The 20012-nt window shown below is 67.3% G+C and carries 19 protein-coding genes and 1 tRNA gene; 7 read left to right on the top strand and 13 right to left on the bottom strand.

All coding sequences use genetic code 11. The features are described 5' to 3' along the window. Positions 1–164: 164 nt before the first annotated feature. The 3 genes from D5S19_RS07000 to D5S19_RS06990 all read right to left on the bottom strand — a co-directional run bounded on the left by D5S19_RS07000 (position 165) and on the right by D5S19_RS06990 (position 5525). Positions 165–1610, bottom strand: a complete 1446-nt coding sequence (locus tag D5S19_RS07000; RefSeq protein WP_120022493.1) for an alpha/beta hydrolase — start codon at positions 1608–1610, stop codon at positions 165–167. A gap of 114 nt (positions 1611–1724) precedes the next feature. Continuing rightward, positions 1725–4550 carry an AfsR/SARP family transcriptional regulator gene (locus D5S19_RS06995; RefSeq protein ID WP_120022492.1) on the bottom strand — a complete coding sequence of 942 codons (2826 nt, stop codon included), beginning with the start codon at positions 4548–4550 and terminating at the stop codon, positions 1725–1727. Positions 4551–4910: 360 nt separating this feature from the next. Next, entirely contained in the window at positions 4911–5525 is a 615-nt protein-coding gene (locus D5S19_RS06990; protein WP_120022491.1) for a MerR family transcriptional regulator, read from the bottom strand. Between the two features lie 21 nt (positions 5526–5546). Here D5S19_RS06990 and D5S19_RS34060 point away from each other — a divergent pair, with 21 nt between their 5' ends. Then, positions 5547–5753 (top strand): monooxygenase family protein, encoded by a 207-nt coding sequence (locus D5S19_RS34060; protein WP_120022507.1) that lies wholly within the window; start codon positions 5547–5549, stop codon positions 5751–5753. Positions 5754–6216: 463 nt separating this feature from the next. After that, entirely contained in the window at positions 6217–6582 is a 366-nt protein-coding gene (locus tag D5S19_RS06980; RefSeq protein ID WP_120022490.1) for a hypothetical protein, read from the top strand. 724 nt (positions 6583–7306) lie between these two features. Here the strand turns inward: D5S19_RS06980 and D5S19_RS06975 are convergent. Both D5S19_RS06975 and D5S19_RS06970 read right to left on the bottom strand, forming a co-directional pair. Further along, a complete protein-coding gene (locus D5S19_RS06975) occupies positions 7307–7654 on the bottom strand; it encodes a hypothetical protein (protein ID WP_120022489.1) in 348 nt (115 codons plus the stop codon). Between the two features lie 378 nt (positions 7655–8032). Continuing rightward, positions 8033–8371 (bottom strand): hypothetical protein, encoded by a 339-nt coding sequence (locus D5S19_RS06970; RefSeq protein ID WP_120022488.1) that lies wholly within the window; start codon positions 8369–8371, stop codon positions 8033–8035. 558 nt (positions 8372–8929) lie between these two features. Here D5S19_RS06970 and D5S19_RS06965 point away from each other — a divergent pair. The 4 genes from D5S19_RS06965 (at position 8930) to D5S19_RS32900 (ending at position 10445) form a co-directional block, all read left to right on the top strand. Further along, positions 8930–9235 carry a hypothetical protein gene (locus tag D5S19_RS06965; RefSeq protein WP_147397349.1) on the top strand — a complete coding sequence of 102 codons (306 nt, stop codon included), beginning with the start codon at positions 8930–8932 and terminating at the stop codon, positions 9233–9235. A 73-nt stretch (positions 9236–9308) separates the two neighbouring features. After that, the gene (locus tag D5S19_RS06960; protein ID WP_120022486.1) at positions 9309–9701 is read left to right on the top strand and encodes a type II toxin-antitoxin system VapC family toxin; all 393 of its coding nucleotides are present in this window, start codon (positions 9309–9311) and stop codon (positions 9699–9701) included. 139 nt (positions 9702–9840) lie between these two features. Next, positions 9841–10041: a hypothetical protein gene (locus D5S19_RS06955; RefSeq protein WP_120022485.1), complete on the top strand. Its 201-nt coding sequence runs from the start codon at positions 9841–9843 to the stop codon at positions 10039–10041. After that, entirely contained in the window at positions 10041–10445 is a 405-nt protein-coding gene (locus D5S19_RS32900) for a type II toxin-antitoxin system VapC family toxin (RefSeq protein ID WP_120022484.1), read from the top strand. The genes D5S19_RS06955 and D5S19_RS32900 overlap by 1 nt, the downstream gene beginning before the upstream one ends. A gap of 78 nt (positions 10446–10523) precedes the next feature. Here D5S19_RS32900 and D5S19_RS06945 read toward each other — a convergent pair. From D5S19_RS06945 to D5S19_RS06935, 3 genes are all read right to left on the bottom strand, one after another. Then, a tRNA-Leu gene (locus D5S19_RS06945) sits at positions 10524–10597 on the bottom strand. Between the two features lie 81 nt (positions 10598–10678). Continuing rightward, positions 10679–12007 carry an NAD(P)/FAD-dependent oxidoreductase gene (locus tag D5S19_RS06940; RefSeq protein ID WP_120022483.1) on the bottom strand — a complete coding sequence of 443 codons (1329 nt, stop codon included), beginning with the start codon at positions 12005–12007 and terminating at the stop codon, positions 10679–10681. A gap of 84 nt (positions 12008–12091) precedes the next feature. Further along, complete coding sequence (locus D5S19_RS06935; protein WP_120022482.1) at positions 12092–12778, bottom strand: uracil-DNA glycosylase; 687 nt, start codon at positions 12776–12778, stop codon at positions 12092–12094. A gap of 54 nt (positions 12779–12832) precedes the next feature. Here D5S19_RS06935 and D5S19_RS06930 point away from each other — a divergent pair, with 54 nt between their 5' ends. Beyond that, positions 12833–14326 carry a S10 family peptidase gene (locus D5S19_RS06930; protein WP_120022481.1) on the top strand — a complete coding sequence of 498 codons (1494 nt, stop codon included), beginning with the start codon at positions 12833–12835 and terminating at the stop codon, positions 14324–14326. Between the two features lie 66 nt (positions 14327–14392). Here D5S19_RS06930 and D5S19_RS06925 read toward each other — a convergent pair whose 3' ends face one another. The 5 genes from D5S19_RS06925 to D5S19_RS06905 all read right to left on the bottom strand — a co-directional run bounded on the left by D5S19_RS06925 (position 14393) and on the right by D5S19_RS06905 (position 19977). Continuing rightward, positions 14393–15391, bottom strand: a complete 999-nt coding sequence (locus tag D5S19_RS06925) for an ABC transporter ATP-binding protein (RefSeq protein ID WP_120022480.1) — start codon at positions 15389–15391, stop codon at positions 14393–14395. Further along, positions 15384–16385, bottom strand: coding sequence for an ABC transporter ATP-binding protein (locus D5S19_RS06920; RefSeq protein WP_120022479.1), 1002 nt, complete (start codon positions 16383–16385; stop codon positions 15384–15386). Before D5S19_RS06920 ends, D5S19_RS06925 begins: the two co-directional genes overlap by 8 nt. 5 nt (positions 16386–16390) lie before the next feature. Further along, positions 16391–17344 (bottom strand): ABC transporter permease, encoded by a 954-nt coding sequence (locus tag D5S19_RS06915; RefSeq protein ID WP_120022478.1) that lies wholly within the window; start codon positions 17342–17344, stop codon positions 16391–16393. Next, positions 17337–18263: an ABC transporter permease gene (locus D5S19_RS06910; protein ID WP_120022477.1), complete on the bottom strand. Its 927-nt coding sequence runs from the start codon at positions 18261–18263 to the stop codon at positions 17337–17339. Before D5S19_RS06910 ends, D5S19_RS06915 begins: the two co-directional genes overlap by 8 nt. A gap of 91 nt (positions 18264–18354) precedes the next feature. Then, a complete protein-coding gene (locus D5S19_RS06905; RefSeq protein WP_120022476.1) occupies positions 18355–19977 on the bottom strand; it encodes a peptide ABC transporter substrate-binding protein in 1623 nt (540 codons plus the stop codon). Positions 19978–20012: the final 35 nt, after the last annotated feature.

Below are 20012 nucleotides of genomic sequence, written 5' to 3'. Positions count from 1 at the left end.
GGGTGCTGTGAAGGGACCCTTCACGGACTCTGAGTCTGTGAAGGGTCCCTTCACAGACCCGAAACCGGTCCGGCGCACGCCACGAGGTGGTCGCACACACCTCCGCATCGCCCACTGCCGGGTCCCCGACCAACTTTGCCGACACCCTGACCGAACCCCGCTCCTCAGCGACTTTCCGCAGCGCAGAACCGGTCCTGCCCAATACGCTTCCCCGTCGCCAAATAATCATTGACTACCGCGGTAGCGCACTGATTGGCCGCGAACGCGTACGCACCGTGCCCGCCCTGGTCGACGGTCACCATCCGGGCCCGCTGGCCGAAGGCACGGCGCAGGTCACGAGCACCGGACAACGGAGTCGCCGGATCCCGCAAGTTCTGCACCATCAGCACGTTCGACGGGCCGCGATCGCTGATTCGCACCTTCGGTTCCTTCGGCGGCGCCCAGTAAGCGCACGGCCCGATATTCGCCGCGCCCGCACCGATCATCGGGTATTCGCCCCGGCTGACCGCGACATCGGCCTGATAGCTGCCCACCGACCGCGGCCAGCTCGAATCACCGCACATCACGTGCAACCGCGTGGCCAGCAGGTTCTCCGGATACTTCATCAGCCCCGATACCGGCGCCACACCCCGGTCCAGGGATTGCCAGGCCTTGGCCAGCTGCGGGAACTGAGCATCCAGGTAAATATGCTCGAAGGTCAGCGTGCGGAAGATCGACCCGTCTATGCCGCCGATCGGGTTCCGGTCCAGGCGGGCGGCCAGTGCGAAGAACTTCGCGGTCACTTGCGCCTGCTTCGTGCCGAGCCCGAACTCCGGATGAGCCGCCGCGTACTTCGCGAAATCCGGGAACCGGTCCTGCATTCCGCGCGCGAACCCGTGCATCGCCTCGATGTCGTACCCACCCGAGCCGAGGTTGGAATCGAGCACGAACCGATCACTGCGCTGCGGGAACATCGTCGTGTAGACCGCGCCCAAATACGTCCCGTACGAAACGCCCAGGTAGGAGATCTTCTCCTCGCCCAACGCCTTCCGGACCTGATCCAGATCACGTGCAGTATTCGCCGTCGTCACGTACGGCAGCATCCAGGCGGATTTCGACGACGCGCACTGTTTCGCTTCCTCCTTCGCGACCTTGGCCTGTTTCACCACGTCGGCCGGAGTGTTCGCGTACGGCATATTGCTGAGTTCCAGCTGCGCCTTGGTCAGGTCACAGGTGACCGGCGAACTGTGCCCGACTCCGCGCGGATCGATCCCGATCACGTCGTAGGTGTCCCGCACGTTCTGCGGCAGAGTCCCGGGTAGCCCTGGCATCGTCAGCATTCCCGGCATATCCAGGCCGGGACCGCCGGGGCCGCCCGGATTCGTCAGGAGCACGCCGCGGCGTTTCTCCGGATTCGTACTCGCCAAGCGGGAAATCGTCAGGCCGATCTTGCGCCCGCCGGGATCCCGGTAATCCAGTGGCACTTGCAACGTCGCGCACTGTAACGTCGGCGACCTGACATCCGCCGGGCATGCGCCCCACCGCGGCCCACCGGTCGCCCCCGCGTTCGGCGCCAGTAGGGTCGTGGCTGTCATCGCACCAAGAGCAGCGAACAACACTGTTCTACGCATCGGGTGTCCTCTCCAGAACCGCACATCGGACTTTCACCGCGGACCCTATGCGCGCAAGTACCATCCGGGCGTCAGCAGCAAGGATGAGCCGGATTCGACCACGGTATAACCCGATCAGCGGAGTTCGGCGAGCAAGGCCCGCATTTCACTCTCTTCGCGGTAGTGCACTCCGAGATATCCGGACTCACTGATGATCTGCAGCGCGGAGACGAGCAATCGGCGGGCAGCGTTAGGCCGTTCGGCCTGATGCAGTGCGCAGGCAAGTGCGTGACTGCCGGAGATCTCGCCCCATCGGTCGCCGAGGGCCCGCCACAGTTCGAGTGCGGCTTCGAGGTGACCCACCGCGTCTTCGACCCGCCCGGCGTGCAAGCAGGATTGACCGACCTGACGCAGCGCGTGCGACAGCATGTGCTCGGCGCCGGTGCCCCGCACCAGCTCCACCGAGGACAGCCCCAGCTCAATCGCCTCGTCGTGCCGGCCGAGCCGGGACAGCACCGCGCCGAGTCCTTCCGCCACCGACGACTCGACGAACCTGCTGCCGTGCGCCTTGGCGAGCAAGAGCGCGTTTTCCAGTAGTGGCAACGCGTCCAGCTCCCAGCCGATCATCAGATACGCGACGGCGAGGTTGGCCACGACGGCAGGGTCCCGCCGGTCCAGCGCGCCCAGAATGCGCACAGCACGGCGATGCGCCGCCACCGCATCCTCGGCGCGACCGAGGAAATGGCACAGCACGCCGTAGTCGTTGCACAGCCGCCCTTCGGCGAGCCGATCCTCGACCCGTCGCGCGGCGCTCAGCCCGGCTCCGATGACCCGCTGCCATTCCGGCCAGCGGCTCAGGCAGTGACACAGCGCGCCGAGCGCGGTGGCCAGCCGCGCGGCGAGTCCGTCGAATCCGCGCGCCGCCGCCAGTTCCAGCACGTCGGCCACCCCGGACAGCGAGCGGCCCGCCCAGCCGATCGCCTCCGCGTAGTCCCGCAGCACCAGCCGTGGCTGATCCGGATCGGCCGGGCCGGGATCGATCGGCCCCAGCCCGGGCGCCACCAGTTCGCGCGCGGTGACGGTGGCGTGCAGACACCAGCGCACCAGCCGGGCGGTGGCCTGCTCGATCGCTTCCGCCGATTCGTCCTGCTCGGCGCATTCGGCGGCATAAATCCGGAGCAGGTCGTGGAAACGGTACCGATCGCGCGCCACCTGCTCCATCAGGTGCCGGCGCACCAGGCTGTCGAGCCGGCGCCGCGCCGTGGTCACCGCGACACCGAGCAGCGCGGCGGCGTCCGCGATGCTCAGCTCGGCCGCCGGATGCAGGCCCAGCAACCGGAACGCGCGGGCGTCCTCCGGCTTCAACGTGTGGTAGGACCAGGAGAACACGGTACGCACCACCGAGGATTCATCGTCCGCAGTGGACAGTGCGTCCAGCCGTTCCGGGACCACCCGCAACTCGGCCACCAGATCGGCCAGCCGGTAGTGCTCGTCGCCGAGGATCCGTTCCGCGGCGATCCGCAGCGCGAGCGGCAAATATCCACAATGGACGGCCAGCTCGGTGGCCAGCTCGAACTCGGTGTCCACCAGCTCGGCGCCGAGCACACACCGCAGCAACTCCCGCGATTCCTCGGGCCGCAACACGTCGAGGCTGAGCCGGGTGGCCCCGTTGCGGGCGACCAGCCCGGCGAGCCGGTTGCGGCTGGTGACCAGTGCGAGGCAGCCCGCCGAACCGGGCAGCAGCGGCCGAACCTGTTCCGCGCTCACGGCGTTGTCCAGCACCACCAGCACCCGACGGCCGGCCAGCAGCGAGCGGTACAGCGCGGCCTGCGCCGCCACGTCGCCGGTGATCAGCTCCGCGTCGGCACCGAGGCTCTGCAGCAGCTGGGCGAGCGCGGCCTCCGCGGTGATCGGCGGATGCCGCGGATCGAACCCGCGCAGGTCCAGGAAGAGCTGTCCGTCCGGAAAGGACTCCGCGACCTGGTGCGCCACATGCACCGCGAGCGCGGTCTTGCCGACCCCGGCCGAACCGTCGATCGCCGAGATCACCACCGGACCGCCGGCCACCCCGAAGGACGCGGTCCGGCACCGCTGCCGCAGCCGCTCCACTTCGTCCTCCCGGCCGACGAATTCCGCGATCCGGTGCGGCAGCTGGGCGGGCACCACCCTGGCCGGCCCCGGCCGGCCCACCGGCGGACCCGATTCGCCGGTGAGCACCTGCTCGTGCGCCCGGCGTAGCGCCGGTCCCGGCTCGACGCCCAGCTCCTCCACGAGCTGCCGCCGGATCCGTTGGTAGACCTGCAAAGCCTCGGCCTGCCGCCCGGTACGGCACAACGCCAGCATGAACAACTCGTGCAGCCGCTCGTGCAACGGATTCTCCGCGACCAGCGCGGTCAGGGCGGTGGCCGCACTGCTCGCCGCGCCGGTTTCGAGCAACGCGGCGCACCGCAGCTCCTCCACGTCCAGCTTCAGCAACGCCAGCCGGGAGCGCTCCACCTCGACGAACGGACCGGTCGCCCCACCCAGCGGCGTCCCGCCCCACTCGCGGAGCGCGGCATCGCACTGCGCCCGAGTCCCCGCGAAGTCCTCGGCCGCCCAGCGAAGCCGCGCTTCTTCTGTCATCGCCTCGAAACGGCTCGCGTCGATCGCATCGGCGGGCAGCCGCAGGCAATACCCGGCCCGCGTCCCGGTCAGCACCCGTGGCGCGGCGCCGCGCGTCCGGTCGGGCTCCACTGCCTTACGGAGCGCGGAAACATAGGTGTAGACGATGCCCTCGGCGGTTTTGGGCGGCGTCTCACCCCACAGGCCGTCGACGAGTTCGTCGAGCCGGACGGTGGTCCCTGCCCGCAGCGCGAGCATCGTGAACAGCGAGCACCGGCCGGCCGGGCCCAGATCGATTTCGGTGTCGCCACGCCGTACCCGCACGGTGCCCAGCAGCTCGACAGTCACTCCCGGGGTCACGACAACGGGTTTACCAGACCTGCGGAAACTCCGTCCCCCGCTCGCCGGGCAACCCGGTTCAACCAGGCAAACACGGCGCGCGATCGTCCCGCCGAACGGCGGCGATACCGTCGGAGTATCACTCCGGGTGCCCGTCCGAATGCGCTGGCGAAGGGGTTATCACACCCCCCGACCGTACGTGAATACGATTCAGACCGGGCATGCCGTAACGGCCCTGTTCGGCGCGAGTAGCCAATTGCGGCAGGGCAACGACACGTCCGCCTGAACTACTCGCCTCCCCTGGATCGCTTCGCCGAGATGGCCCGCGCAACAGTCCACTCAGGAGCGAACCACCGGCCGTTCCCCTTACCTACCACAGGCTCAACGCGACCCATCCGGATCGAACCGCCGATAAGCCGCGTCCTGCTGGGCAAGACGCCGGAGCGCGAGCAGCACCGGCTCCACCAGGACGGTCCCGAGCACCGAATACCGGATGGCCGCCTCGGCCGACCCGGTCGGGATATGCGCGATCTCGGTTTCCGCGATGACGGCCGCCGCGTCCAGGTAAGCGGTGAAGTTCTCCTCCGGGATCTCATACCCCGCTTCCGCGAGCGCCGCGAGCGCCGCCGCGAGTTGCGCGACCTCGGCACTCTCGGGATCGAACTTCCAGCCGGCGCGCGCGAGGACCGCCTCCGCCGGACCAAGATCGTCCACGTCTCCGCCAACACTGGCGGCATGCTGCGCCTGAGCGAGCCGGGCGAGCGTGCCGGCCTCGGGCGCGTCGATCGCGTCGAGCACCCGGCGCACCTGGGCGATGCTCAACCGCGCCGGCCCCAGCAGCGCACGGATGAGACGGAGGCGTTGGACGTGTGCGTCGTCGTACTGCGCCTGCGTGGTGGACATCAACCGCCCGGCGGGCAGGAGGCCTTCGCGCAGGTAGTACTTGATCGTCGCGACCGCAACTCCGGTCTTCGCCGAGAGCTCGGACATCCGCATACCGGCACCCCTTGACATTGGATAGCACCACTCGCCAATAGCGAGTACAACCGCCGGACCCGCGCCGCGAAAGACGTCGTCGGCATCTGGCACGAGACCCACGCCGTCGCCCGAACCGAGTCGATCTACGTCGGCATTCCTCCCACCGGGCTCGCCGCGGCAGCCGGCACCAAGCCCGTGACCAGCCACACCGACCGCGCCCGCCAACGTTTCGAGACAGGCAGGTGACACCGTTTCCCCACGACGTCCGGGTGCCGACGCCCACCATTGGGGAATCGCCCGTTCTCGAATACGCAGCAACCGGGCCGAAACGACAACCATTGCGCGATCGGCGATTCTCCACACCTGGTCGTGAGCCACCGCCCCATTGCCGACTTCGAGGGCAACGCCAATCCCATCCCCGTTACCACAAGGCCCAAGCAAGTCCCGATCCGGCCTGCACTGCAGACGACATCACTGTCGTGGCAAGCATCCGCGCACTTCACCGCAGCCAGCAGAACGCGAAAGGCACCGCAGTCACCAATCGCGATATCACCGATCCGGGTAAGAAAACCTCGGTCAGAGAACTGCGACCCGACACCATCGTGGCAAAGAGTGGAAGGGGGCCACCGGTCGCCCGTAGATTGCGCGGCACGTGCGATGTGGCGGAAGCCTGCGCGACAATCATCTCTTGATCTCCTAGGAGTAGCCCATGCTGAAGAAGATCGGTCTGGTCACCGCCACGATGGCGGCTGGTGCCTTCATGTTCGGTGGCGTCGCCGCCGCCGGCACCTCGGGGACCGCTCACCACGGCGGACACGGCGGACACCACCACGGCAGCGACCAGAACGGCCTGGTGAACGTCAACAACCTCGACGTCGCGCACAACGTCAACCTGACGCTGGGCCTGTGCGACAACAACATCAACGCGGTCGGCGTGCAGGTGCCGCTGCGCGACGTGCTGGAGGGCGTCGGCCTGCCGATCCTCTCGCCGGGCAAGAACACCGCCACCGGCTCGAACCCGACCAACTGCGCTTCGGGCAACCTGCTCGACGGTGGCACCAGCCAGCACAACTGAGCTTTTCACCCGGCTCGTACCGAGATGAGGTCCGGCTGAGGTGAGCAGCCCGGCGATTCGGGTGCGAATCGCACGGCGCCTGGACCGGGACCGCGGTCCCGACATACCGGTTCCGGTCCAGGCATTTCCACCGAGGAGTTCTTCACCACCACATCGGGCAGGGTGACCAACGCTCGCTTGACCGCGGCCGTGGCGTGCACAGCGCACACCACGGCCGTTTCATGTCCAGAGGCCGGAAAATTCCTCCTTCGACCGGCAACGGCGGGGAATAGCCGTCCGGCACTGCCGACCGAAACTCCCGGGCCAAGCAACCGGAACAGGCGACGCGACCGAGCTGCCCGGTTCAGCCCCGGACCACACCAGGCGACTTCACGATCCGCCCGCACCGTCGCCAGGCAGCTTGATCACGGGCTGCGGACGGAATGTCGCGCCCGGCAGGAGGAGCACATAAAAGGATTCCCGCGCCGGGGCATCAGCCACCGGTCGCGGGAATCAGAGATATTGGTTAAGGTGTCGAGCACACCGGGTGGGACCGGCACGGACCTGGGCAAGGCAGCCGATCCCACCCGCCGACGTCACACGGCGTCCGGTACGCCCGGAGCACGGATCAGGAGTGTGCAGCTCTATCCGTGCCCCGGGGTACCTCGAGGCGCTCGATGCGAATCGTCGGACTCCATGCCTCGGCTTGCGTTCGCGAGAATCGCGGGCAGCCTCGGCAGGAGAATCAGTTGCCCTGAGAGGTGCCACCGTCGATGACGGTGCCCGCAGCGCAGTTGTACGGGGACTTGCCGGACGCCTCGTTCTCACCCGGCGACAGGATCGGCACACCGATGCCGTTGAGCGCGTTACGGATCGGAACCTGGACGCCGAGCACGTTGACGTCGTTGCCGCACAGGCCGAGGGTCGCGTTCACGTTGTGCAGGATGTCGGTGTTGTTCAGGTTGACCAGGCCGTTCTGGTCGCTACCGTGGTGGTGGCCGTGGCCGCCCGGCGTGGTGGCAGCGGCGATGCCACCGAACATGAAGGCGCCAGCCGCCATCGTGGCAGTGACAAGGCCAATCTTCTTCAGCATTCGAACTCCTCTGGGCTTCGATGATCGAGTTCGACAATCATCGATTCTTTCGACAACCATCGATTCTGACGATTGGTTCTACGCATCCGGCATTGCAGGTGTGATATCCGGACCGCGTGATGCGAACTTAGCGGACGTGCGACGCCGGTTCCAGCCGCCTGCCACTATCGTGTCGGCGGCTGATCCGCTGACCGGCCCACAAGATCACTTTCGGGTCATTTCCGCGCTATTGTATGACGGACAACAAAATTCACTCTGGCAGGTCAACAAGTCCGTTTCCGGGCTCGCTGCCACCGCCCGGACCAGCGGAAACCTTGTCCGGGCAAAAAAAATCTGCGTCGCCGCAATCGGCGCCGCAGAGATTTCCGAGTACACCCGCTACTCCGGCCATGCCTCCGCTTCCGCCGCGAGCGCGGTGGCGACATCCAGTTCGTTCGAACGCACTCGCGAGGCCAGCGATCCCGGTTGCGGCCGGAGCAGCAGCCATCCGGCGACATCCTGATCGGCGTACCGCGGCGATTCGCCGTCACCGGCCCCGCAATAGGCGAAGTATTGCCGGGCGGCCCAGGTTTCCGGCACCCAGCCGCGCGCCCACCTCAGCACGATGCGCGCCAAGTCGTTCTGCGTATCGGCCGGATGTATGAGCCGATCGCCGGTGATGGCCACCAGGCGCGAGGTGTAGGGCGCGCCCGGAGCGTCAACGAGATTGCTGTTCATTTCGCTCCTGATTCCGCCGAGCCGCACATGCGGTAGTTTCCGTCTGCACACGGGGTTTTCAAGCGCTACCGGGAACAGCCCACCAGCAGTGGACGCTCCCCGAGGTCGTGTCCTTCCACGACTGTCGACTGAACGGCCACTCATAGTACAGATTCGCCCGAAGCGCCGAAACGCAACCCGCCGCAAGAGACACAATCTCCACGTTTCCGCACCACACAGCATCGCCCGTGGCGTGCAGACACCGGCCACCGCCGCACAGTCGCAACCGCCGGCATTGCCGGACACACCGGACGAGCAGGCGCGGCGGCGGCAGGAAAGGGCACACGGGCCGGGACGCGACGCTCCGGCGAGCGATTTGCTCCCTATTCTTCGACCGTTAAGGAATGCACGGGTAGCTGCGGTCGTCGCGACTCCCCGCACGAACCCCGACAACGAGAAACAGGGGCGCCTCGACCAACGCCTGACCCCGACGGGGCGGACGATCTTGCCCTCACAGGAGTTTTCATCGCCTGACGAGTTGCCTGCCGCTTCACCGGGTCGCCCTGTACGATGAGAGGCATGAGCGGCAGGCAGGGTGATCACGGTGCGCCGATCGGGGCTTCCCGTCGGCGTCGGGTCAGTGCTGCCGGCGTGCGCGCACCGAAGAGGATCGAGTCGGAGCCGGTTACCGCCACGGTCAGCGTCGACGTAACGGCCGCGCAGGCGGCTCGGCTGGGCTTGCGTAAGCCGGCCGCGCCCCCGGACGAGGAGACGACCGCGCCCGAGAAGCCGTATTCGCTGCCGTCATTTCTGGGAATGTTCGAGCTTCCCGCAGACGCGTCAGAGCGCGTGAAGGACGTCGTGCGCGGACGCGCCGACGCGTGAGCGCGCTGGCTTCGGTGGAGTTGTCGTAGGTCGTGGCACGCCCCATTGTTGTGGACACTGGCCCGTTGATCGGATGGTCAATGCCAAGGATGATCATCATCGGGCGGTGGTGGAGTGGCTGACGTCGGCTCCGGCCCGGGATCCACTGGTCCCGTCGCTGGTGCTGACCGAGGTGTGTCAGTACGTGGAGAAGCATCTCGGCGGTGCGGCGGAGGCAAGGTTCGTCGAAGAGCTGATGCGCTCGCCTCAGCTCCGGATCTATCACCCGCTGGACGACGACTTTCGCCGGATGGCCGTGTTGCTGCGCCAGTACGCGGATTGGCCGCTGGGTATTGCGGATGCGGCGGTCGTGGCCACTGCGGAACGAGTGAAGACCTCGGAGATCGCGACGGTCGATCGTCGGCACTTCGAGCACATCAAGCCTGCGCATGTCGCGTTCTTCACGATCTACCCGGCGCATGCGTGAGCCGAGGATCAACACAGTGCTCAACGGCCCCCGGAGGAGCCGCTTGACCAACTAGGGAAGCTCTGTACACGAGAGCGACGTTCGCCGGGTTCGGCCTGGCCGCGGTAGTTCGCCTACGCCACGCGCAGGGAGGTGGACCATGACGACCAGCAACGCGGAGCAGCCGCCGCACGAGGAACTGGATGGCCCCGCTCTGAGGGATGCTCTGTTCGCGGACAAGGACGTGCAGCCGATCAGGTCGGTGGACGGCTGGGCGCGCGACGACATCTTCGAGTCCGCTGATGAGCTGCATGAGTTCCTGGACTGGGTGGCCGCGGAGCGGAAGGCGAACCTGGCCTAGTGGCGCTGGAGGTTGTGCTCGACACTGATGTGGCGTCGGGCTTGTTCAAGCGGGATCTCCCGCCTTGGCTCGCGGGCAGGCTCGTCGGCTGTCGTCCTGCGATCACGTTCGTGACCCTGGCCGAGTTGAACAAGTGGATGCATCTGCGCGCGTGGGCACTCCCTCGCAGGGAGCGGCTGGAGCAGTGGATGCGGCCCCTCCCGGTCCTTCCGGGTACGCCGAAGGTCGCACACATGTGGGGCGAGATCTCGGCTTACGCGCAGTGGCGTGGTCGTCCTCGCCCGCAGAACGACGCTTGGATCGCTGCGTGTTGCCTGGCCTTCGAGATGCCGCTAGCGACCCTGAACGTGAAGGGCTTCGCCGACTTCGTGGAGTACGAAGGTCTCGTGCTGCTCGAACCGTGAGCCCGATCCCGGCTCCGGCAATTCCGGGAGTCGATCTTGAACCGGATTCGAGCGACCCTTCCTGGCCTGCGGTCACGGTGCCCCCGGCGGGGTTCGAACCCGCGCTGAATCGATTTTAAGTCGACTGCCTCTGCCAATTGGGCTACGGGGGCGCGAGCACCACCTTAGCGGCCCGCACCACACGCGAAAGCCGGACCACCCATCGCGGGCGGCCCGGCTTTCGCGCAGGCGGGTCAGCTCTTGGTGACCCGGTCGAATTCTTCCTTCGGGTTGTTGATCTGGCCCAGCGAGATCACCTCGCGGCGGAACAGGCCGCCGAGCATCCAGTCGAACAGGATGCGGATCTTGCGGTTCCAGGTCGGCATCGCCTTGAGGTGGTAGGCGCGGTGGAACAGCCAGGCCGGGAAGCCCTTGATCTTCAGGTTCAGCGCGTCGGCCACGCCCTTGTGCAGGCCGAGGCTGGCGACCGCGCCGAGGTTCTTGTGGTAGTAGTCCTTCGGCTTGCCGCCGCGGATCACCTTGATGATGTTCTTCGCCAGCAGGGTCGCTTGGCGGACCGCGTGCTGGGCGTTCGGCGGGCAGGTGGCCGTGGGGTCGGCCTCGGTGCGCGACAGGTCCGGGATGGCCGCGTTGTCGCCCGCGGTCCACACGTCCGGCTGGCCGACGACCTGCATCGCCGCGGTGGCCTCGAGCCGGCCGCGCTTGTCCAGCGGCAGATCCGAACCGGCCAGCACCGGGTTGGCCTTCACCCCGGCGGTCCAGATGATCGTCTCGGTGTCGAACTCGGTGCCGTCCGAGAGCACCACGTGACCGTTCTCGAACGACTTCGCGGCGGTCGAGAGGTACACCTCGATGCCGCGCTTCTCCAGCTGCTGCACGGTGTACACGCCGAGCGTCTCGCGCACCTCGGGCAGGATCCGCCCGGCGGCCTCGACCAGCACCCAGCGGACGTCTTCGGGCTGGATGTTCGGGTAGTAGTTCTCCACCGCGAACCGGGTCATGTCCTCAAGTTCGGCCAGGGCCTCGATCCCGGCGAACCCGCCGCCGACCACGGTGAAGGTGAGCAGCCGCTTGCGCACCTCGGGGTCGAGCGTGCTGGCCGCCTCGTCGAGCTTGGTCATGATGTGGTTGCGCAGATAAATGGCTTCGCCGATGGTCTTGAAGGCGATGCCCTGCTCGGCGAGGCCGGGGATCGGCAGGATCCGCGCGACCGCGCCGAGCGCGACCACGAGCACGTCGTAGTTCAGCGTCTCGATGTGCCCGTCGGCGGCTTCGACGGTGACCGCCTTGCGCTCGTTCTCGATCTTGGTGACGCGCGCCGTGAGCACGTGGCAGCGCTTCAGCACGCGCCGCAGCGGCACGACCACGTGCCGCGGCTCGATCGCGCCGGCCGCTGCCTCGGGCAGGAAGGGGGCATAGGTCATGTGCGGCTGCGGGTCAACGACGGTCACGGAGGCCTCGTTGGCACGCAGCATCTTCTGAAGCCCGTACGCCGTGTACAGGCCGACGTATCCACCACCGAGGATGAGAATCCGAGTCGGTTCCGACTTCGCAGCAGCCATGAGCTCATGGTCGCACTTCTCCAGCGGTGTCGCTCGGGTACCCCACCCCGCTGTGACCAGCGTCGCCACCTCCGCGGTACCGATTCAGACAAGCCCGGCCGCGGTGGCCGCGGCGGTGATCACGGTTCCCACCATCGAGTGGGTCAGCCTGCCAGTCTGGACATTGCGCGGGGAGACGTGATAGCACCCGAAAATCCGCAGGTCAGCCAGCTGAACCTGCACTCCGTGCCCGAATCGCGGACGGGGCGAGGGCACCGGCAGCCCGGCTTCGGCGAGCACCGGCAGCAGCGCCTGCCAGCCGAACGCGCCGAGCACGACCACCGCCCGCAGCGTAGGGCGCAGCAGAGCCAGCTCGTCGGCGAGCCAGTGACGGCAGGTGTCGCGCTCGGCGGGCGTGGGCCGGTTGTCCGGCGGCGCGCAGCGAACCGGTGAGACGAGCCGGGTACCGCGCAGCACGAGCCCGTCGTCGCGGCCACGTGACCGCGGCTGCGAGGCGAGCCCCGTTTCGTACAGCACGCGGAACAGGAGATCTCCTGAGGGATCACCGGTGAACATCCGCCCAGTGCGGTTGGCGCCATGCGCGGAGGGTGCCAATCCGACCACGGCCAGTGCCGCGTCTTCCGCGCCGAACCCGGGTACCGGACGTGCCCAGTACTCCTCGCCGACGAAGGCGGGCCGTGGCTTCAGCGCGACCTGTTCCCGCCAGGCCACCAGCCGTGGGCACGCGCGGCAGTCCGCCACCGCGGCGTCCAGCTCGGCGAGCGCGCTCATCGGCCCCCTTTTCCAAGGTGTCCGGCCCACGGTAACGCGGGATAGGTTGGTGCCATGCCCGACACCACCGCCGCGGCCGAGACCGCCGAGCAGACCAAGGACGAGGAGACCAAGGCTCCCGAGCCCGTCGACGACCTCGTGACGACGCAGCACACGCTCACCGTCAAGCGGCGCAAGCTCGCCTACACCGCGCAGACCGGCCGGATCGTGCTCCGCCAGGAGTCCAAGAAGGACGGCAAGTCCGAGGGACACCAGGCCAGGGCCGAGGTCTTCCTCACCGCCTACACCCTCGACGACGCCGATCCCGGCACCCGCCCGGTGACCTTCGCGTTCAACGGCGGCCCCGGCTCGTCCAGCATCTGGCTGCACCTGGGCGTGCTCGGCCCGCGCCGGGTGCTCTCCGGCGATGTCGACGACCCCGCGCCGCCGCCCTACGGTCTGGCCGACAATCCGGAAACCCTGCTGCAGCACAGCGACCTGGTGTTCATCGACCCGGTCAGCACCGGCTACTCGCGGGTGACCGAGGGCCGCGAGGCCCAGGAGTTCTCCGGGTTCCAGAGCGACGTCGAGTCGATCGCGGAGATCATCCGGCTGTGGGTGTCCCGGAACGAACGCTGGCTGTCGCCGAAGTTCCTGGCCGGCGAGTCCTACGGCACGCTGCGCGCGGCCGCGCTCGCCGGGCACCTGCAGGAGCGCCACGGGCTCTACCTCAACGGGCTGCTGCTCATTTCGTCCGTATTGGACATGGGCACGCTGCGCTTCCACGAGGGCAACGATCTGCCCTACTCGCTGTTCGTACCCACATACGCGGCGATCGCGCACTATCACGGCAGGCACGGGGATCGCCCGCTCGACGATGTGCTCGCCGACGCCGAGAACTTCGCCGCGAAAGACCTGCCGTGGGCGCTCTCCCGCGGTGCGCGTCTGTCCACTGAGGAGCGTGCCGAGGCGGTGGCCACGCTCGCGTCACTGACCGGGCTCACCGAATCCTATGTGGACCGGGTGAACCTGCGGATCGAGCACGTGCGGTTCTTCACCGAGCTGCTGCGCGACGAGGCCCGCACGGTGGGCCGGATGGACGGCCGGTTCACCACCTGGGAGCCCGACGGCGGGCGCGAGCACATGAGCGAGGACCCGTCGATCTCGCGGATCATCGGCGCCTACGCGGCCGGGTTCAACCACTACGTGCGGGCCGAACTCGGCTACGAGAACGACCTGCCGTACGAGATCCTGTCCAGCGAGGTTTTCCAGGCCTGGTCGTACAAGGAGTTCGAGGGCCGGTCGGTGTCCGCGACGGGCACGCTCAGCGCGGCGATGCGCGCGAACCCGTTCCTGAAGGTGCATGTGGCCTTCGGGCACTACGACGGCGCCACCCCGTACTACGCGTCCGAGCACGTGCTGGCCCAGCTGCAGATCCCCGAGGAGCTGCGGGACAACATCGAAACCGCCTACTACCCGGCGGGACACATGATGTACGTCCACGAACCCTCGCGCGTGCAGCAGGCCAAGGACCTCGGGAAGTTCATCAAGTCCGCCTCGAACCGCTGAAAGCCGTGAAGGGCACCTTCACGGACGCTGAGTCCGTGAAGGTGCCCTTCACAGCCTTACGCGGGCTCACGGTACGACGGAGCGGGCCTCGGCGAAGTGACAGGCCGAAAGGTGCCCGTCGGTCCGGCCGGTCAGCTCCGGCGCCTCGGTCGCGCAGATGTCCGCGGCCTTCCAGCAGCGCGTGCGGAACCGGCAGCCCGACGGCGGGTCCAGCGGGCTCGGCACGTCGCCCTCCAGCCGGATGATCTGCCGCTGCCCGCGCACCGCCGGATCGGCCACCGGCACCGCGGAAAGCAGCGCCTGGGTGTAGGGGTGCGAAGGACGTTCGTAGATCTCCTCCTCGGTGCCGAGCTCCACGATCTTGCCGAGGTACATCACCGCGACCCGGTTCGACAGGTGCCGCACCACCCCCAGGTCGTGCGCGATGAACACATAGGACAGGCCGAACTCGCTCTGCAGCTCGCCGAGCAGGTTCATCACCTGCGCCTGGATCGAAACGTCCAATGCGGACACCGGCTCGTCGCAGATGATCACCTTGGGCCGCAGCGCCAGCGCCCGCGCGATGCCGATGCGCTGCCGCTGCCCGCCGGAGAACTGGTGCGGATACCGGTTGGCGTGCTCGGGGTTGAGCCCGACCACCTCCAGCAGCTCCTGTACCTTCGCCACCCGCGAACCCTTCGGCGCGACGTCGGAGTGGATCTCGAACGGCTCCCCGACGATGTCGCCGACGGTCATCCGCGGGTTGAGCGAGGTGTAGGGATCCTGCAGCACGATCTGGATCTCCCGCCGCAGCCGGCGAAGATCCCCGCCCCACACCTGGAACAGGTCCCGGCCCTCGAAGGTCGCGGTGCCGCCGGTCGGCTCCTCCAGACGCATCAGCACCTGCGCGAGCGTCGACTTGCCGCAACCGGATTCACCGACCACGCCCAGGGTTTCGCCCGGCAGCAGATCGAAGGAGACCCCGTCGACCGCCTTCACTTGCCCGATCGTGCGCTTGAACAACACCCCCTGACGCACCGGGAAATGCTTGGTCAGCTCACGCACGCTGAGAATCGGCTCAACCACGGCTCTCCACCACCTCGTCGGCGAAGTGACACGCACTGACCCGGCCGGACCCGAGCCCGTGCAAGGACGGCCGCTCGTCCCGGCAGCGCTGCTCGGCGCGTTTGCACCGGGGGTGGAACGGGCAGCCGGACGGAATGTCCAGCAGGCTCGGCGGCAGCCCCTTGATCGTCTCCAGCGTCTGTCCTTTGAGGTCAAGCCGGGGCAGGGAATCCATCAGGGCCGCGGTGTAGGGATGACCCGGCGAGCGGTACAGCTCGTGCGCGTCGGCCTGTTCCACGATCCGTCCGGCGTACATCACCGCGATCCGGTCGGCCACCTCGGCGACCACCCCGAGATCGTGCGTGATGAGGATCAGGCCCATCCGGCGTTCCCGCTGGATCTCCGAGAGCAGATCCATGATCTGGGCCTGCACCGTGACGTCCAGCGCGGTGGTCGGCTCGTCCGCGATCAACAGGTCCGGATCCAGCGCCAGGGACATGGCGATCATCGCGCGCTGCCGCATCCCGCCGGAGAACTGGTGCGGATAGTCCTTGATCCGGCGCGCGGCGGCCGGGATGCGCACCAGCTCCAGCAGCTCGATCGCTCGTTTTCGAGCGTCCTTTCTGGACATTCCCTGCCGGATCCGCAGCTGTTCCTCGATCTGGAACCCGACGGTGAACACCGGGTTCAGCGCGGAAAGCGCGTCCTGGAAGATCATCGCGATCTCCGCACCCCGCAGCTCGCGCCGCCGCCGCGGGGTCGCGGTGAGCAGATCCTCGCCGCGGTACCGGATCTCGCCGCCGGTGATCACGCCCGGCGGACTGTCCAGAATGCCCATCACGGTCTGCGCGGTCACGCTCTTGCCGGAGCCGGATTCGCCGAGCACCGCCAGCGTTTCCCCGGCGCGCACCGCATAGCCCACGCCGTTGAGCACCTTGGCCACCCCGTCGGAGGTGCGGAACTCCACGTGCAGATCCTCGACTTCGAGCAGCAGCTCGTCATCCACTGTGGACATGCGGCCTACCTCGACTTCGGGTCGAGCGCGTCGCGGACCCCGTCACCGAGCAGCACGAAGGCGAGCACGGTGATGGTGACGAACGCACCGGGGAACAGGAGCATGTGCGGGTCGGCCCGGAAGTAGTCGCGGGCGTCGCTGATCATGACGCCCCACGAGACCACCGGCGGCCGCATGCCGATGCCGAGGTAGGCCAGCGTCGCCTCGGCGCCGATGTTGGCGCCGAGCGCGATCGTGGCGTACACCAGCACCGGCGCCAGGGTGTTCGGCAGCAGGTGCCGGAACACGATCCGCGGGGTGCCCGCACCGAGCGCACGCGCCGCCTTCACGTAGTCGAGCTGTTTGGCCACCAGCGTCGCCGAGCGCATGATCCGCATCGCGACCGGCCAGGACAGCACCGCGATCGAGAGCACCACCTGCACGACGATCGTGACCTGCCCCGGGGACGACCCGGGCGCGTTGAACGTGGTGAGGATGACGATCGCGCCGAGCACGAACGGCAGTCCCGCGAAAATGTCGCCGAACCGGGAGAGCAGGCTGTCCACGAACCGTCCGTAGTAGCCCGCGACGATGCCCATGAACGATCCGAAAAGGACGGTCAGGACGGTGGCGAAGATCCCGACCAGCAACGAGGCCCGCGCCCCGTAGATGGTGCGGGCGTAGACGTCGTAGCCCTGGTTGTCGTAGCCGAACCAGGCATCCGCCGACGGACCTTCGTTCGCATGCGTGAGATCGGCGTACCCGGCCTCCCGATGTGAGAACAGACCGGGTGCGATCGCGATCAGCACCACCAGCAGGATGATCACGGCGGAGACGATGAAGGCCGGCTTACGGCGCAGCTGGCGCCAGGCGTCGGCCCACAGGCTGCGTGGTTTCTTCGGCCCGGCCACGGAATCGTCGATACGCGACAGCTCCGCCGCGTCGACGCCCCCGCCACCGACGAGATTGGGGTCAGTCATAACGGATCCTCGGGTCGAGAACGGCGTAAAGCAGGTCCACGAGCAGGCTCATCACCAGGTACACCAGCACCAGCAGCACGACGACACCGACGACGGTGGCGCTCTCCCGGTTCTGGATCCCGCGGAAGATGAGCCCGCCGAGGCCGTTGATGTTGAACACGCCCTCGGTCACGATCGCGCCGCCCATCAGCGCACCCAGGTCGGTACCGAGGAAGGTGAGCACCGGGATCACCGAGTTGCGCAGCAGATGGATGCCGATCACCCGGCCCGCCGGCTGTCCTTTGGCGATCGCCGTGCGAATGTAGTCGGCGTGCCGGTTCTCCGCGATCGAGGTTCTGGTCAGCCGTGCGACGTAGGCCATGGAGAGGCTGCCGAGCGCGATGCCCGGCACGATCAGCTCACCGAACGACGGATCGTCGGACACGCTCACGTCGATGATGCCCAGCTCCGTACCCAGCACCAGCTGCAGCACGATCGCGGTCACGAACACCGGCAGGGAGATCAGGAAAGTGGTCGAGACCAGGACCAGGTTGTCCAGGAAACCCTTGCCGCGCAAGCCGGTCAGCACCCCGGCGGCGAGCCCGATGACGGCCTCGATGAGCACCGCGATCAGCGCCAGCCGCAGGGTGATCGGATACGAGTTGGCGATCAGCTCGCCGACCGAGGTGCCGTTGAAGGTCTCGCCCCAGTCGCCGGCGAACAGGCTGCCGAGGTACTTGAAATACTGGACGATCAGGTTGTCGTCCAGGTGGAACTTGTCGGTCATCAGGTCGATATAGGACTGGGGGCAGGCCTGCTGGCCGCATTTACCGGCGAACGGATCCCCGGGCACCGCCCACACCAGCGCGTAGATCAGGAAAGTGGTGCCGAAGAACACCGGGATCAGCTGGAGCAGGCGGCGCAGAACGTAGCGGATCATGCGTGGTTCCTAGGTGTGCGCGCCGGGTTCGCGAGCACCCGGTCGTCCGGGCGCCCGCGAACCGCGTGGTGGGAGCGGAGCGGTCAGCGCCTCACTTCTGGGTGACCTCGACCGAGGAATAGTCCGCGCGGCGGCGGAAGTCGAGCACGACGCCCTTGGTGTGCTTGGACTTCGCGGCCACACCCTTCTCGTCCCACACCGGGATCGACGGCAGGTCCTCGGCGATCAGGTCCTCGGCCTGCTGGTAAAGCTTCACCGCGGCGTCCTTGTCCGCGGTCCCGTCCGCCTCCGCGAGTTTCGCGTCGACCTTCGGGTTGGCGTAGACCGAGTCGTTCGACGAGGCGCCAGTACGGTAGATCGGGTTGAGGAAGTTCTCGATCGAGGGATAGTCGGCCGACCAGTCGGAACGGCCCATCCCGGTGAGCTTGTGCCCGGTCACGATGCTGCGCCACTGGCCGAAGTCGGTCGCGGGCACGAAGTCGCATTCCACGCCCAGCACGTTCTTGATGCTGTTGCACGCGGCCACCAGCGGCTCCTTGCGGCCACCGTCGGCATTCGAGGCAATGGTCAGCCTGCCGTGGAAACCGGACTGTCCGAACAGCTGCTTGGCCTGCGCCGGGTCGAAGTGGCAGGACTTGCACACGCCCGGCCGGTAACCCGGAATGCCTTGCGAGACATAGCCGTCTGCCGGGACGTAGGTGTCGTTCATGACCGTCTTGGTGATCTGGTCCCGGTCGATCGCCAGCGAGATCGCCTTGCGCAGGTTCGGGTTGTCGTACCCGGGCACGTAGTACGGGATCGCGATCGTGCTGATCCCGAGCAGGTGCCCGTTGACCAGGTTGTCCTTCAGGTCGGCCTTGTACTTGCTGCCGGCCAGCGCCGAGGGCGGGAGCGTCTCGATGAAGTCGAGCTTGTTGCTCAGCAGATCCTGGTAGGCGGTCTCCTGGCTGGCGTAGATCTTGATGTCCAGGTCCTTGAACTTGACCTTGTTCTGGCCCTGGTACTCGTCGAACCGGGTGAGCTTGATGTCCGCGTTCGGCGTGCGGCTGACGAACTTCATCGGGCCGTTGCCGATCGGGTGCTGCCCGAACGCCTTGGGGTCTTTGAAGAACGAGTCCGGCAGCGGCGCGAAAGCGGTGTAGCCGATCTTGATCGCGAAGACCGAGAACGGGGCTTTCAGCGTGACCTGGAACTCGTAGTCGTTCTTGACCTGCAGGCCGGACATCTTGTCCGTACCGGGCTTGGCGTTCTTGTCCTCGGGGTGCACGTCGGCGTAGCCCTGGATGTTCTCGAAGAACGTGCTGTTGAGCTGCCCATTGGGGGCGTAGGCGCCGTAGTTCCAGGCGTCGACGAAGTTCTTCGCCTTGACCTCGGTGCCGTCGTGGAACTTCCAGCCGTGCTTGAGCTTGATGTCGTAGACCTTGGAGTCGCTCGTGGTGATCGAGTCGGCCATCAGGTTGTACGGCTCGGCGTTGTCGCCCTTGAAGCCGACCAGCTGGGCGAACATCGGGTCGACCGCCTTGCTGCCGCCCAGTTCGTTCGTGTTCGTGGGGATCAGCGTGTTCTGCGGCTCGGTGCCGTAGACGGTGAACGTCCCGTTCGGGTCGACCTTGCCCGACGATCCGCCGCTCGAACCGCTACCGCATGCGGTGAGCAGCAATGACAAGGTTGTCACCGCCGCGGCCGCAGCACGGAACCTGGTTGAACCCCGCATGTCCCCTCCGATAATCGACGTCCCAAAAGTTGAAA

It is taken from the genome of Amycolatopsis panacis (assembly GCF_003600245.1).
In the GTDB taxonomy this organism is placed as follows: domain Bacteria; phylum Actinomycetota; class Actinomycetes; order Mycobacteriales; family Pseudonocardiaceae; genus Amycolatopsis; species Amycolatopsis sulphurea.
The sequence above is the reverse complement of the archived record's forward strand: the minus strand, read 5'-3'. Positions and strand labels throughout refer to the sequence as shown.